This is a genomic window from Lelliottia sp. EB106-05-01-XG201 (assembly GCF_058791735.1).
The window spans coordinates 4,768,313-4,783,270 of record NZ_JBYTDV010000001.1; the positions used below are offsets into that span (position 1 = coordinate 4,768,313).

Here is a 14,958-nt window from a genome sequence, read left to right on the forward strand (position 1 = left end):
AGTCATAGTTGGATCTTAATTAATTTTTTTATAAACTAAAATCAATGCTTTATAAATAGATCCGATCGGTATATTTCCAATTGATGACTATTTGCTCTATGTGGATATAAGAAGAGCCAAATAGGCTATCGCAGACAAATACTCTGTTAAGGCACATATCCCACACTATCGCAGAGTGAAAGCCCCCTGCTTTAATTCGTTTTCTGGTAAAATCAGCGCCCTGCGCAGCGATCTGGCCGCCAGATTCCAGCTAACTATCTGAAAAAACTCATCATGTCGAGATTACTCGCTGCGATAACATTACTGTTAAGCATCATTTTAACCATCCTGGTGACCATCGCCTGTTCTGTGCCGATCATCGTCGCCGGAATCATTAAACTTCTGCTGCCCGTTCCAGTCGTCTGGCGCGCGGTATCCGCATTCTGCAATTTTATGATGTACTGCTGGTGTGAAGGGCTGGCGCTGCTGCTGCGTCTTAACCCTCATCTGAAATGGGATATCGAAGGGCTGGAAGGCCTCAACAAAAAAAACTGGTATTTGCTGCTCTGTAATCACCACAGCTGGGCCGATATCGTGGTGTTATGTGTGCTGTTTCGCAAACATATTCCGATGAACAAGTACTTTCTTAAGCAGCAGCTGGCCTGGGTGCCGTTTATCGGGCTGGCATGCTGGGCGCTGGATATGCCGTTTATGAAACGCTACTCGCGCAGCTATCTTATTCGACACCCGGATCGCCGTGGCCGTGATGTTGAAACAACGCGTCGCTCCTGCGAGAAATTCCGCGCACACCCGACGACCATCGTTAACTTTGTTGAAGGCTCCCGTTTTACGGAACTGAAGCGTCAGCAAACTCGCTCCCCTTATAAGAATCTCCTGCCGCCGAAAGCCGCAGGGATTGCGATGGCGCTTAATGTGCTGGGCGCGCAGTTCGATAAATTGCTGAACGTCACTCTGTGCTATCCAGAAAATGACGGCACGCCGTTCTACGATATGTTGAGCGGGAAGCTGACTCGGATTGTGGTGAGAGTTAATCTGGTGCCCGTGGATGAAGAACTACACGGGGATTACATCAATGATAAGAATTTCAAACGTCGCTTCCAGCTGTGGCTGAACACGCTGTGGAACGATAAAGATGTGCTGATAAACGATATTAAATCTGCAAACAAAAACGCCGGTCAATGACCGGCGTTTTCACTTTTATTTCTTCTCAACCAGATATTTCACGGTCTCGGCATACTGCTGCACGAAGATATCCATGCTGCTGGTATCCATACCCTGTGGGTTCACCTGGTATTTACCGTTAACGAACATCGCCGGAACACCCTGCAGCTGGAGATCGGCTGCGGCTTTCTCCTGCTGAGCCACCAGAGATTTCACCACAAAGCTGTTCCAGGCCGCGTCGTAATCTTCGCCTTTCACACCGGCATCAACAAAGACTTTACGAATATCCGCAACGGTCTGAACGGTCTGGGTTTTCTGTACGGCTTCAAACATTGGCGCCGTCACCTGATCTTCCACGCCCAGCGCCAAAGCAACCGCCCAGGCTTGCGTCAGATCTTTACCCAAAGGACCCAGGAATTCGACATGATACTTGGTCATTTTGGTGCCTTCAGGCAGCTTTTTCTTCACGTTATCGGAAACGTGCAGAACTTCTTCAAACTGGTAGCAGTGCGGGCAATAGAATGAGAAGAACTCCAGCACCTGAGGCTCACCGGCGACCGGCTTTTCAAGGGTAGTGAACTGCTTGCCATCGCTGAATTGAGCAGCAGATGCGCTAAATGCCAGAATCATACCTGCCAGCGCCAGCCATATTTTTTTCATGATCAACTTTCTCCTGATGTGTCCGATTAATACATTGGCGTTAATTGTAGTGGCGGTTCCTGCAGAACCTTAACTTGCTGAATAAAGGTGGTTGTCTGGCTGCGCCAGTAATCTTCCCCGGTCAGCCATGGGAAGTTTTTAGGAAACGCGGGATCGTCCCAACGCCTGATTAACCATGCGAGATAATATACAAATCGCATGGCGCGTAAAGGTTCAATCAGGGCGATTTCGTCTGAATTGAAGGGGCTAAACTCTTCATAGGCTTCAATGATGGTTTCGAGCTGCATACGCTGTTCGGCTTTATCACCATTGAGCAGCATCCAGAGATCCTGAATCGCTGGCCCCATGCGGGCATCGTCAAGATCCACAAATAGCGGGCCGTCGCGCCAGAGGATATTCCCGGCGTGGCAGTCGCCGTGCAGGCGCAGAATGTCCGTTTGATCGTCCCAGCGCTCAGTCACCGCCGCAACAAGAGCATCAGTGGCTTTCAGGAAATCCGCTTTCAATGCCTTCGGAATAAGCGTTGATGTTTCGAATACCTGGCGGGGTTCGGTCAAATATTCCTGAATCCCGATCGTAGGGCGTACGTTGAAGGCCTTTTTACGTCCCGTCTGATGGATTCGTCCCAGATAACGGGCAACCCACTCCATCTGATCGATATTATCCGCCTCAAACTGGCGGCCACCCAGGCTCGGAAAAACAGCAAAATAATATCCCTGATGCATGAGCAGTGACTGGTTATTAAACTGAATGGGTGCGGCAACCGGAACATCATCGTTGACCAAATCGAGAGCGAACTGATGCTCTTCCTGAATTTGCTCAGCCGACCAACGCTGGGGGCGATAAAATTTAACGACGAAGCGCTGACGATCCTCGTCCTGGAATTGATAGACGCGGTTTTCGTAGCTGTTTAAGGGAGTTAGCCCGGAATCCACCCGAATACCCTGTTCGAAGAGGGCATCCATAATGGTATCCGGGTTTAATGTCTGGAAAGTAAAAGCCGTGTCGTTCATCCGATCATCCGGAAATTATACGAATGATTCAGGATATCATTTCACAGCGATTTCGGTGGCGCCGCTTACAAGGTTTTACTCTTTAATTACGCCACGGGCGCGCAAAAGCGCGGTTTTGAAATCTTCTTCATAGTCTTTCTTAATGCCTGGAATAGCGGCATCTTTATCAGAATCACGCATTTTGAGATGGTAGATCAGGATGTCATCAGAAAGGTCGGTCAGTTCACCGTCATAACCTGACTCTTTCGCCAGTTTCTGTAAAAATTGCATCAGGTTGAGCTCAGGCTCTTTTTGCCAGGCGGGCTGGAGAAGTTCGATAACTTCGTTCAGGCGTTTACATTTCATCGTAGTGCTCCTTTCATTGATAGGGACACGTTAGCAGGGTCAATCCCACAATAAAAGAGGCGACATTCGTGAATCAGTGCCGAGGAGTGACTGGCATCGTGCTTGCCGGGGGAAGAGCGACGCGTATGGGCGGGAAAGATAAGGGTTTACAGTTACTTAATGGCAAACCTCTATGGCAGCACGTTGCCGCTACGCTGAGTGGACAGGTTGAAATGATGGCTATCAGCGCTAACCGCCATATCGAGATTTATCAGCAAAGCGGGTATCCGGTATTTCAGGATAGCTTAGCGGATTACCCTGGCCCACTGGCCGGTATGCTGAGTGTTATGCAGCAGTCTGACGAGGAGTGGTTTCTCTTTTGCCCGTGCGATACGCCGTTTATTCCATCCTGTCTGGCTGAACGTCTTACTCATCAACGCAAAAACGCGCCCGTGGTCTGGGTATATGACGGTGAGCGCGATCATCCCACGATTGCGTTAATGAATCGGGCATTGATTCCTGAACTGCAGGATTATCTGGCAGCAGGAGAGCGGCGTGTGATGGTGTTTATGCGCCAGTCTGGCGGCCACTCCGTTGATTTCAGCGATCTGAAGTCTGCTTTTATTAACGTCAACACGACTGAGGATTTGCAAACGATGCAGGGGAAAGAATGAAACCTGTTTTAGCGATTGCCGCCTGGAGCGGCACCGGGAAAACGTCGCTTTTGAAGAAGCTGATCCCAGCCCTGTGCGCGCAGGGGATCCGTCCAGGGCTGATTAAACATACTCATCACAACATGGATATCGATAAGCCGGGGAAAGACAGCTACGAGCTGCGCAAAGCCGGTGCGGCGCAAACCATGGTCGCCAGCGCTCAGCGATGGGCATTGATGACGGAAACACCTGAGGAAGAGGTGCTGGATTTAGATTATCTGGTGAGTCGAATGGACCATTCGACGCTGGATTTGGTGCTGGTTGAGGGGTTTAAACATGAATCCGTGGCGAAGATTTTGCTTTTCAGAAGCGATGCGGGGCATGAGATCGAGGAGTTAACTATCGATCAGCATGTGATTGCGGTCGCCAGCGACGTTTCACTATCGCTTGATGTTCCGGTGCTGGATTTGAATGATACTGATGCGATCGTAGGGTTTATTCGGGGATGGATGGCTGGGCGCTGACATATTGCCAGCTTCTTATCAACGACAAAAACGCAAAAAGGCCATCCTTGCGGATGGCCTCTTCACTTGTTTGATGCCTGGCAGTTCCCTACTCTCACATGGGGAGACCCCACACTACCATCGGCGCTACGGCGTTTCACTTCTGAGTTCGGCATGGGGTCAGGTGGGACCACCGCGCTAAAGCCGCCAGGCAAATTCTGTTTTATCAACACGCATCTCTGCACGTCGATTAATCTGTTATCAGGCTGAAAATCTAAGTCTCTGCTTTCGCCAAAACATCTTCGGCGTTGTAAGGTTAAGCCTCACGGTTCATTAGTACTGGTTAGCTCAATACATCGCTGCACTTACACACCCAGCCTATCAACGTCGTAGTCTTCAACGTTCCTTCAGGACTCTCAAGGAGTCAGGGAGAACTCATCTCGGGGCAAGTTTCGTGCTTAGATGCTTTCAGCACTTATCTTTTCCGCATTTAGCTACCGGGCAATGCCATTGGCATGACAACCCGAACACCAGTGATGCGTCCACTCCGGTCCTCTCGTACTAGGAGCAGCCCCCCTCAATTCTCCAGCGCCCACGGCAGATAGGGACCGAACTGTCTCACGACGTTCTAAACCCAGCTCGCGTACCACTTTAAACGGCGAACAGCCGTACCCTTGGGACCTACTTCAGCCCCAGGATGTGATGAGCCGACATCGAGGTGCCAAACACCGCCGTCGATATGAACTCTTGGGCGGTATCAGCCTGTTATCCCCGGAGTACCTTTTATCCGTTGAGCGATGGCCCTTCCATTCAGAACCACCGGATCACTATGACCTGCTTTCGCACCTGCTCGAGCCGTCACTCTCGCAGTCAAGCTAGCTTATGCCATTGCACTAACCTCCTGATGTCCGACCAGGATTAGCTAACCTTCGTGCTCCTCCGTTACTCTTTAGGAGGAGACCGCCCCAGTCAAACTACCCACCAGACACTGTCCGCAACCCGGATTACGGGTCTACGTTAGAACACCAGCCATTAAAGGGTGGTATTTCAAGGTCGGCTCCACGCAGACTGGCGTCCACGCTTCAAAGCCTCCCACCTATCCTACACATCAAGGACCAGTGTTCAGTGTCAAGCTATAGTAAAGGTTCACGGGGTCTTTCCGTCTTGCCGCGGGTACACTGCATCTTCACAGCGAGTTCAATTTCACTGAGTCTCGGGTGGAGACAGCCTGGCCATCATTACGCCATTCGTGCAGGTCGGAACTTACCCGACAAGGAATTTCGCTACCTTAGGACCGTTATAGTTACGGCCGCCGTTTACCGGGGCTTCGATCAAGAGCTTCGCCTTACAGCTAACCCCATCAATTAACCTTCCGGCACCGGGCAGGCGTCACACCGTATACGTCCACTTTCGTGTTTGCACAGTGCTGTGTTTTTAATAAACAGTTGCAGCCAGCTGGTATCTTCGACTGGTTTCAGCTCCGTCCGCAGGGACTTCACCTACACACCAGCGTGCCTTCTCCCGAAGTTACGGCACCATTTTGCCTAGTTCCTTCACCCGAGTTCTCTCAAGCGCCTTGGTATTCTCTACCTGACCACCTGTGTCGGTTTGGGGTACGATTTGATGTTACCTGATGCTTAGAGGCTTTTCCTGGAAGCAGGGCATTTGTTACTTCAGCACCGTAGTGCCTCGTCATCACACCTCAGCGTTAAAAAAGGTCCGGATTTACCTAAACCTTCCGCCTACATGCTTAAACCGGGACAACCGTCGCCCGGCTAACATAGCCTTCTCCGTCCCCCCTTCGCAGTAACACCGAGTACAGGAATATTAACCTGTTTCCCATCGACTACGCCTTTCGGCCTCGCCTTAGGGGTCGACTCACCCTGCCCCGATTAACGTTGGACAGGAACCCTTGGTCTTCCGGCGAGCGGGCTTTTCACCCGCTTTATCGTTACTTATGTCAGCATTCGCACTTCTGATACCTCCAGCATCCCTCACAGGACACCTTCAACGGCTTACAGAACGCTCCCCTACCCAACAACGCATAAGCGTCGCTGCCGCAGCTTCGGTGCATGGTTTAGCCCCGTTACATCTTCCGCGCAGGCCGACTCGACCAGTGAGCTATTACGCTTTCTTTAAATGATGGCTGCTTCTAAGCCAACATCCTGGCTGTCTGTGCCTTCCCACATCGTTTCCCACTTAACCATGACTTTGGGACCTTAGCTGGCGGTCTGGGTTGTTTCCCTCTTCACGACGGACGTTAGCACCCGCCGTGTGTCTCCCGTGATAACATTCTTCGGTATTCGTAGTTTGCATCGGGTTGGTAAGCCGGGATGGCCCCCTAGCCGAAACAGTGCTCTACCCCCGAAGATGAGTTCACGAGGCGCTACCTAAATAGCTTTCGGGGAGAACCAGCTATCTCCCGGTTTGATTGGCCTTTCACCCCCAGCCACAAGTCATCCGCTAATTTTTCAACATTAGTCGGTTCGGTCCTCCAGTTAGTGTTACCCAACCTTCAACCTGCCCATGGCTAGATCACCGGGTTTCGGGTCTATACCCTGCAACTTAACGCCCAGTTAAGACTCGGTTTCCCTTCGGCTCCCCTATACGGTTAACCTTGCTACAGAATATAAGTCGCTGACCCATTATACAAAAGGTACGCAGTCACCCCATAAAGAGGCTCCCACTGCTTGTACGTACACGGTTTCAGGTTCTTTTTCACTCCCCTCGCCGGGGTTCTTTTCGCCTTTCCCTCACGGTACTGGTTCACTATCGGTCAGTCAGGAGTATTTAGCCTTGGAGGATGGTCCCCCCATATTCAGACAGGATACCACGTGTCCCGCCCTACTCTTCGAGTTCACAGCGTGTGCATTTTTGTGTACGGGACTATCACCCTGTACCGTCGGACTTTCCAGACCGTTCCACTAACACACGCGCTGATTCAGACTCTGGGCTCCTCCCCGTTCGCTCGCCGCTACTGGGGGAATCTCGGTTGATTTCTTTTCCTCGGGGTACTTAGATGTTTCAGTTCCCCCGGTTCGCCTCATGCCACTATGTATTCATGACATGATAGTGTGTCGAAACACACTGGGTTTCCCCATTCGGGTATCGCCGGGTCAAAGGTTCATATCACCTCGCCGACGCTTATCGCAGATTAGCACGCCCTTCATCGCCTCTGACTGCCAGGGCATCCACCGTGTACGCTTAGTCGCTTAACCTCACAACCCGAAGATGTTTCGTAAAACATCTCGTGTTGCGAAAATTTGAGAGACTCGAACACACCGTCATTCTGTTCTTATTACGGAGAACAGACGCAGCGTGTCGTTTCAATTTTCAGCTTGATCCAGATTTTTAAAGAGCAAATATCTCAAACATGACTCAGGAGTCAGTTTTGAGATATTAAGGCAGGTGACTTTCACTCACAAACCAGCAAGTGGCGTCCCCTAGGGGATTCGAACCCCTGTTACCGCCGTGAAAGGGCGGTGTCCTGGGCCTCTAGACGAAGGGGACACTGAAGTCTCAATCGCAAGACGCCTTGCTATTTACTTTTCATCAGACAATCTGTGTGAGCACTACAAAGGCAGGTTCTTTCAGGTAAGGAGGTGATCCAACCGCAGGTTCCCCTACGGTTACCTTGTTACGACTTCACCCCAGTCATGAATCACAAAGTGGTAAGCGCCCTCCCGAAGGTTAAGCTACCTACTTCTTTTGCAACCCACTCCCATGGTGTGACGGGCGGTGTGTACAAGGCCCGGGAACGTATTCACCGTAGCATTCTGATCTACGATTACTAGCGATTCCGACTTCATGGAGTCGAGTTGCAGACTCCAATCCGGACTACGACGCACTTTATGAGGTCCGCTTGCTCTCGCGAGGTCGCTTCTCTTTGTATGCGCCATTGTAGCACGTGTGTAGCCCTACTCGTAAGGGCCATGATGACTTGACGTCATCCCCACCTTCCTCCAGTTTATCACTGGCAGTCTCCTTTGAGTTCCCGGCCGAACCGCTGGCAACAAAGGATAAGGGTTGCGCTCGTTGCGGGACTTAACCCAACATTTCACAACACGAGCTGACGACAGCCATGCAGCACCTGTCTCAGAGTTCCCGAAGGCACCAAAGCATCTCTGCTAAGTTCTCTGGATGTCAAGAGTAGGTAAGGTTCTTCGCGTTGCATCGAATTAAACCACATGCTCCACCGCTTGTGCGGGCCCCCGTCAATTCATTTGAGTTTTAACCTTGCGGCCGTACTCCCCAGGCGGTCGACTTAACGCGTTAGCTCCGGAAGCCACTCCTCAAGGGAACAACCTCCAAGTCGACATCGTTTACGGCGTGGACTACCAGGGTATCTAATCCTGTTTGCTCCCCACGCTTTCGCACCTGAGCGTCAGTCTTTGTCCAGGGGGCCGCCTTCGCCACCGGTATTCCTCCAGATCTCTACGCATTTCACCGCTACACCTGGAATTCTACCCCCCTCTACAAGACTCTAGCCTGCCAGTTTCGAATGCAGTTCCCAGGTTGAGCCCGGGGATTTCACATCCGACTTGACAGACCGCCTGCGTGCGCTTTACGCCCAGTAATTCCGATTAACGCTTGCACCCTCCGTATTACCGCGGCTGCTGGCACGGAGTTAGCCGGTGCTTCTTCTGCGAGTAACGTCAATCGCTAAGGTTATTAACCTTAACGCCTTCCTCCTCGCTGAAAGTACTTTACAACCCGAAGGCCTTCTTCATACACGCGGCATGGCTGCATCAGGCTTGCGCCCATTGTGCAATATTCCCCACTGCTGCCTCCCGTAGGAGTCTGGACCGTGTCTCAGTTCCAGTGTGGCTGGTCATCCTCTCAGACCAGCTAGGGATCGTCGCCTAGGTGAGCCATTACCCCACCTACTAGCTAATCCCATCTGGGCACATCTGATGGCAAGAGGCCCGAAGGTCCCCCTCTTTGGTCTTGCGACGTTATGCGGTATTAGCTACCGTTTCCAGTAGTTATCCCCCTCCATCAGGCAGTTTCCCAGACATTACTCACCCGTCCGCCGCTCGTCACCCGGAGAGCAAGCTCTCCTGTGCTACCGCTCGACTTGCATGTGTTAGGCCTGCCGCCAGCGTTCAATCTGAGCCATGATCAAACTCTTCAATTTAAGTTTGATGCTCGTGAATTAAACTTCGTAATGAATTACGTATGTTCACTCAGAGACTTTGGTATTCATTTAGCGTCTTGCGACGTTTAGAATCCATGTCACTTTGAGTGCCCACACAGATTGTCTGATAAATTGTTAAAGAGCAGTGCAACGCGGCTTTCGCTCACCGTTGCGAGGTCCCGTATAATACGTTTTCCTCATTCAGAGTCAAGCGTTTAATTTCGCTTTTCTCTGTCGGCGTTCATCGCTGAACCCCTGCTGCTACGGCGGCTTGCGTGCCGTTGTTCCGTGTCAGTGGAGGCGCATTATAGGGAGTTATTCTGAGGTGACAAGAGGAAATGTAAAAAAACTTTCTAACCGTGTTTTTTTTCACCAATACGCCCGCGAATGAGCCATAAATTGCTCTATTTGCTGTTCCTGCAGCCACAATCACACTCCAGATGGCATACTAAATAGCATGAACCATTAAGGAATAAGAGCGATGCCCTTAAGCGCGCAACAGCTGGCAGCCCAAAAAAACCTCTCTTATGTGCTGGCAGAAAAACTGGCTCAGCGGATTCTGGCAGGAAAATACACGCCAGGAAGTATTCTCCCAGGCGAAATGGAGCTGGGTGAGCAGTTTGGCGTGAGCCGTACCGCCGTTCGTGAAGCAGTAAAAACCTTAACCGCGAAAGGAATGGTGCTCCCGCGCCCGCGCATCGGGACACGCGTGATGCCTCAGAGCAACTGGAACTTCCTCGATCAGGAACTGCTCTCCTGGTGGATGACCGAAGAGAACTTCCAGCAGGTCGTTGAACACTTCCTTATTATGCGTAGTAGCCTGGAACCACAGGCCTGCCTGCTCGCCGCCGTGCAAGGCAGCGCCGAACAGAAAGCCCAGCTCAACACGTTGATGGACGAAATGACCTTCCTGAAGCAGCATTTCAACCGCCAGCGCTGGATTGAAGTGGATATGTCCTGGCATGAGCAAATCTATGCAATGAGCGGAAACCCCTTCCTGACCTCCTTTGCCTCCCTGTTCCATTCGGTGTATCACACCTACTTTGCTTCTATTACTCAGAATGACGTGGTGAAGCTGGATCAGCACCAGGCTATTGTCGATGCCATTCAGGACAGCGACGGACAACGGGCTTTACTCGCCTGCCAGATTTTATTAGCGACACCACACCAACAACCGGACAATCAATGACTGAGAAAAAAGCACGCAGCATGGCGGGATTGCCATGGATTGCGGCAATGGCTTTCTTTATGCAGGCGCTGGATGCCACCATTCTTAACACGGCCCTCCCGGCCATCGCCGAAAGCCTCAACCGTTCTCCACTGGCGATGCAATCCGCCATCATCAGCTATACGCTGACCGTCGCGATGTTGATCCCGGTTAGCGGCTGGCTGGCGGACCGCTTCGGCACGCGGCGGATCTTCATGCTCGCTGTTACGCTGTTTACCCTCGGCTCGCTGGCCTGTGCGCTTTCGACCTCCTTATCCGAGCTGGTTGTCTTCCGCATTCTGCAGGGCATTGGTGGCGCGATGATGATGCCGGTCGCACGCCTGGCGTTACTCCGCGCTTATCCGCGCAGCGAACTGCTGCCGGTGCTGAACTTCGTCACCATGCCCGGGCTGGTTGGCCCGATCCTCGGCCCGGTTCTCGGCGGCGTACTGGTGACCTGGGCGAGCTGGCACTGGATATTCCTGATTAACATTCCGATTGGCGTGGCCGGTCTTTGCTACGCCCGCAAATACATGCCGAACTTCACCACCCCGAAGCGCAGCTTCGATATGGGCGGATTCTTCCTGTTCGGCCTGAGCCTGGTCCTGTTCTCGACCGGCATGGAGTTATTCGGCGAGAAAATCGTCGCCACCTGGATCGCGCTTTCCATTATCCTGAGCGGTATCCTGCTTTTCCTTCTTTATATACGTCACGCGCGCCGTCATCCGACGCCTCTCATTTCATTGCTGCTGTTCAAAACCCGAACCTTCTCGGTGGGCATTGCCGGAAACATCGCCTCGCGTCTGGGTACAGGCTGCGTGCCGTTTCTGATGCCGCTGATGTTGCAGGTCGGGTTTGGTTATCCGGCGCTGATTGCCGGATGCATGATGGCGCCGACCGCCGTCGGGTCTATCCTGGCGAAATCCATGGTGACGCAGATCCTGCGCAGGCTGGGCTATCGTAAAACCCTGGTGGGCGTCACCGTCTTCATCGGCCTGATGATTGCGCAGTTTTCGCTCCAGTCCGCCGCCTTCCCGGCGTGGATGCTGTTACTCCCGCTCTTTATCTTAGGGATGGCAATGTCGATCCAGTTCACCTCGATGAATACCATCAGCCTCGCCGATCTCACGGATGAAAATGCCAGCGGCGGCAACAGCGTGCTGGCCGTAACACAGCAGCTGTCGATAAGTCTTGGGGTTGCAGTGAGCGCAGCGGTGCTGCGCGTCTATGAAGGGATGGAAGGGACGAACACGGTGGAGCAGTTCCACTACACCTTTATAACGATGGGCGTCCTGACGGTGGTCTCGGCGCTGGTGTTTATGCTGCTGAAACCGAAAGACGGTCGCAATCTGATTAAAGATCGCCACCCGCCGAAACAGAACCGCGTTCCATCAGAACAGGAGTAAGCTGCAATCGCTGCTGCTGAAGGGCGGGCTGCGCCATCCGATGAATCAACACGTCGATCGCCAGCTCGCCCAGCTCATCTTTCGGCTGATGAATCGTGGTCAGCGGCGGCGTCATATACTGAGCCAGTTCGATATCATCGTAACCAATCACCGCCATATCCTGAGGGACGCGCAATCCCGCCTGATACAGCGCCTGATACGCGCCAAATGCCATCGCATCATTGCCAATAAATACCGCCTGCGGTCGCACGTCCTGCGCCAGCAGTTTTTGCATCGCTTCAAAACCGCCGTTAAATTCAAAATCACCGGTAATGCGATACCCGTCCGGAACCGGCAGGCCCGCGCGATCCATGGCCGCAAGATACCCTTCCAGACGCAAACGCGCCGGGGTTTTATCCAGCGGCCCGGTAATGCAGGCGATGCGGGTGTAGCCTTTGTCGATCAGATGTTGCGTCGCCATATCCCCGCCGAGCAGGGAGTTGTCCTGAATCAGATCGCTGGTCCCGTCGAAGGGTGCCCAATCCATCATCACCGTCGGAACCGACGGATAGCGCTGCATAATTTCTTTCGAGGGCTGGTGCGTTTCGGTACACAGCAGCAGCAATCCGTCGACGCGCTTTTGCATCAACGTTTCCAGATTACGGTTCATCCGCTGTTCGTCGCCCTCGGTGTTACACAGCACCAGGCTGTAACCGCGTTCGAAACAGCTGCGTTCAACGCCGCGCACCAGCTCAGAATAGAACGGATTGGTACTGGCAGTGATCAGCATGCCGATGGTGTGGGTCTGATTAAGCTTGAGACTGCGCGCGAGCGCCGAAGGAGCGTAGTTGAGGTCTTTGACGGCAGCTTCGACTTTTTCCCGTATCGCCTCGCTGACAAAGCGATCCTTATTAATGACGTGGGAAACCGTCGAGGTAGAAACGCCCGCCATGCGGGCGACATCTTTCATTGTGGCCAAGCGTTACCCCTGCTGACTCAAAAATTCATCAATCTCTTTGCGCCATGGAACCGAAGGCTGTGCCCCTTTGCGCGTCACCGCAATTGCCGCAGCGGCATGCGCAAAGCGAATGGCGTTGTCGAGCGACCCGCCTTCCAGCAGCGCCGTGACCAGCGCACCGTTAAAGGTGTCGCCCGCGGCGATGGTATCAATGGCCTTAACGTTAAAACCGGGAACGCGACGACCTTCGCCGTTAACGCTCGCCCACACGCCGCGACTGCCCAGCGTAATGATGACCGTGCCGATACCTTTATCGTGCAGCGCCTGAGCGGCACGCGCCGCGTCGTCATCATTTTCCACGCGAATGCCCGTCAGCTTTTCAGCTTCCGTTTCGTTCGGGGTGATAATATCCACCAGCGCCAGCAACTCGTCTGATAATAGACGCGCTGGAGCAGGGTTAAGTACGACAGTGGTATGATTTTCATGTGCAATTTTCGCGGCCGCCAGCACGCTTTCCACCGGCGACTCGAGCTGCATCAGCAGCGCTTCGGCGCTGGCAATCAGCCCACGCTGTTCTTCTACACGCTCAATATTCAGCGCCGCATTGGCTCCCGCATGAATACCGATAACATTCTCACCTTCCGCGTTGACGAAGATCAGCGCCACGCCGGTTGATTCGCCCGCCACCACGCTGACCGGCGCAATATCAATATTGTCGCTCTCCAGCTGTTTACGCACGCGCTCGCCGGTGTCGTCATCACCCGTACAGGCGATGAAGGCAATGTGCGCCCCGCTGCGTCCGGCGGCCACCGCCTGGTTGGCGCCTTTGCCACCGAAAGCCACCTGATACTGGTTGCCGGTGACGGTTTCGCCAGGGGTCGGGAAAGTCTCAAGGTTAAGAATGTGATCGGCATTGATACTGCCAAGGACGACGAGATTGACTGCGGTTTTCATGATTGAGGTGTCCAGTAAAGGAAGCCACCGGTTTTACCCGGTGGCGTATGCCACACTTTTCTTTATTTTTAGTCCCTCAGGCCGCCAGATGACTGCCTGAATCGCCTATTACTGCTTAACGACCAGCTTCAGGTCAACCGGATATTTCGCCTGGACTTTCTCGCCCTTCAGCACTTTATCCGCAGTCTGAACGTCTGTCGCGCCGATCTGCTCTGGCAACTGAGCGATAGTCGCCGCCAGTTTGCCATCATTAACCGCTTTCTCACCGTCTGGTGTACCGTCAAAACCGACCACCATCACATCAGATTTACCGGCAGTCTGCAGAGCGCGCAGCGCACCCAGAGCCATTTCGTCGTTCTGTGCGAACACAGCCTGCACTTCCGGATGCGCGGTCAGCAGGTTCTGCATCACGTTCAGACCTTTAGTACGGTCGAAGTCAGCGGGCTGGCTGGCCAGAACATTGAATTTGTGTGCCGCAACGGCCTGCTGGAAACCTTCGCCACGCTCACGCGCCGCAGAAGTCCCTGCGATACCCTGCAGTTCGATAACTTTGGCGCCTTCACCGGCTTTCTTAGCGATGTAGTCACCGGCAATTTTGCCGCCCAGCACGTTGTCAGACGCGATGTGGCTGACCACTTCGCCTTTGGTCGCTACGCGGTCCAGAGTAATGACCGGGATTTTTGCCTGGTTGGCCATCTTCACGGCGTTACCTACCGCATCAGAATCGGTTGGGTTGATCAGCAGGATTTTGGTGCCACGAACGGTTAAGTCCTGAACGTTGGCCAGCTCTTTCGCCGGGTTGTTCTGAGAATCCAGAACCACCAGGTTGTAACCCAGTTTGTCGGCTTCTTTCTGTGCGCCATCCTTCAGGGAGACGAAGAACGGGTTGTTCAGCGTTGAGATGACCAGCGCGATGGTGTCTTTCGCCATGGCGTTCGCACTCACGGTAGCGCTCAGCGCCACAGCAGAAACCAGGGTAGCCAGTTTTTTCATGTTCATATTC

11 protein-coding genes, 1 tRNA gene and 3 rRNA genes are annotated in these 14,958 nt (G+C 53.0%); 5 read left to right on the forward strand and 10 right to left on the reverse strand.

The genetic code is table 11. The features are described 5' to 3' along the window. Window positions 1-273 precede the first annotated feature (273 nt). The gene (gene yihG, locus AC3WS9_RS22255; RefSeq protein WP_282492213.1) at window positions 274-1,182 is read left to right on the forward strand and encodes a 1-acylglycerol-3-phosphate O-acyltransferase, YihG family; all 909 of its coding nucleotides are present in this window, start codon (window positions 274-276) and stop codon (window positions 1,180-1,182) included. 15 nt (window positions 1,183-1,197) lie between these two features. Here the strand turns inward: yihG and dsbA are convergent, their stop codons facing one another. The 3 genes from dsbA to AC3WS9_RS22270 all read right to left on the reverse strand — a co-directional run bounded on the left by dsbA (window position 1,198) and on the right by AC3WS9_RS22270 (window position 3,179). Further along, entirely contained in the window at window positions 1,198-1,821 is a 624-nt protein-coding gene (gene dsbA, locus AC3WS9_RS22260; protein ID WP_282492214.1) for a thiol:disulfide interchange protein DsbA, read from the reverse strand. A gap of 26 nt (window positions 1,822-1,847) precedes the next feature. After that, complete coding sequence (locus tag AC3WS9_RS22265) at window positions 1,848-2,834, reverse strand: serine/threonine protein kinase (protein WP_492490275.1); 987 nt, start codon at window positions 2,832-2,834, stop codon at window positions 1,848-1,850. 75 nt (window positions 2,835-2,909) lie between these two features. Continuing rightward, window positions 2,910-3,179: a YihD family protein gene (locus AC3WS9_RS22270; protein ID WP_282492216.1), complete on the reverse strand. Its 270-nt coding sequence runs from the start codon at window positions 3,177-3,179 to the stop codon at window positions 2,910-2,912. Between the two features lie 68 nt (window positions 3,180-3,247). On the opposite strand from AC3WS9_RS22270, the gene mobA reads away from it, so the two are divergent. Further along, the gene (gene mobA, locus AC3WS9_RS22275; protein ID WP_492490276.1) at window positions 3,248-3,832 is read left to right on the forward strand and encodes a molybdenum cofactor guanylyltransferase MobA; all 585 of its coding nucleotides are present in this window, start codon (window positions 3,248-3,250) and stop codon (window positions 3,830-3,832) included. Next, the gene (mobB, locus tag AC3WS9_RS22280) at window positions 3,829-4,335 is read left to right on the forward strand and encodes a molybdopterin-guanine dinucleotide biosynthesis protein MobB (protein ID WP_285154576.1); all 507 of its coding nucleotides are present in this window, start codon (window positions 3,829-3,831) and stop codon (window positions 4,333-4,335) included. Before mobA ends, mobB begins: the two co-directional genes overlap by 4 nt. A gap of 75 nt (window positions 4,336-4,410) precedes the next feature. Here mobB and rrf read toward each other — a convergent pair. From rrf to AC3WS9_RS22300, 4 genes are all read right to left on the reverse strand, one after another. Then, window positions 4,411-4,526 (reverse strand): 5S ribosomal RNA (gene rrf / locus AC3WS9_RS22285). Window positions 4,527-4,626: 100 nt separating this feature from the next. After that, a 23S ribosomal RNA gene (locus tag AC3WS9_RS22290) occupies window positions 4,627-7,532 on the reverse strand. Between the two features lie 216 nt (window positions 7,533-7,748). Beyond that, a tRNA-Glu gene (locus AC3WS9_RS22295) sits at window positions 7,749-7,824 on the reverse strand. A gap of 85 nt (window positions 7,825-7,909) precedes the next feature. Continuing rightward, a 16S ribosomal RNA gene (locus AC3WS9_RS22300) occupies window positions 7,910-9,451 on the reverse strand. The 16S, 23S and 5S rRNA genes sit together here with 1 tRNA gene alongside, the layout of an rRNA operon. 481 nt (window positions 9,452-9,932) lie before the next feature. Here AC3WS9_RS22300 and AC3WS9_RS22305 point away from each other — a divergent pair. Continuing rightward, window positions 9,933-10,640 carry a FadR/GntR family transcriptional regulator gene (locus tag AC3WS9_RS22305; protein WP_492490277.1) on the forward strand — a complete coding sequence of 236 codons (708 nt, stop codon included), beginning with the start codon at window positions 9,933-9,935 and terminating at the stop codon, window positions 10,638-10,640. Then, a complete protein-coding gene (gene mdtD, locus AC3WS9_RS22310; protein ID WP_282494089.1) occupies window positions 10,637-12,064 on the forward strand; it encodes a multidrug transporter subunit MdtD in 1,428 nt (475 codons plus the stop codon). Before AC3WS9_RS22305 ends, mdtD begins: the two co-directional genes overlap by 4 nt. On the opposite strand, the gene rbsR is transcribed toward mdtD, so the two are convergent. From rbsR to rbsB, 3 genes are all read right to left on the reverse strand, one after another. Further along, window positions 12,012-13,022, reverse strand: a complete 1,011-nt coding sequence (rbsR, locus tag AC3WS9_RS22315; protein WP_282494088.1) for a ribose operon transcriptional repressor RbsR — start codon at window positions 13,020-13,022, stop codon at window positions 12,012-12,014. The two genes, mdtD and rbsR, sit on opposite strands and share 53 nt — an antisense overlap. 3 nt (window positions 13,023-13,025) lie before the next feature. Next, on the reverse strand, window positions 13,026-13,955 hold the full coding sequence (gene rbsK / locus AC3WS9_RS22320; RefSeq protein WP_285151080.1) for a ribokinase: 930 nt from the start codon (window positions 13,953-13,955) through the stop codon (window positions 13,026-13,028). Between the two features lie 108 nt (window positions 13,956-14,063). Next, window positions 14,064-14,954: a ribose ABC transporter substrate-binding protein RbsB gene (rbsB, locus tag AC3WS9_RS22325; protein ID WP_492490278.1), complete on the reverse strand. Its 891-nt coding sequence runs from the start codon at window positions 14,952-14,954 to the stop codon at window positions 14,064-14,066. Window positions 14,955-14,958 lie beyond the last annotated feature (4 nt).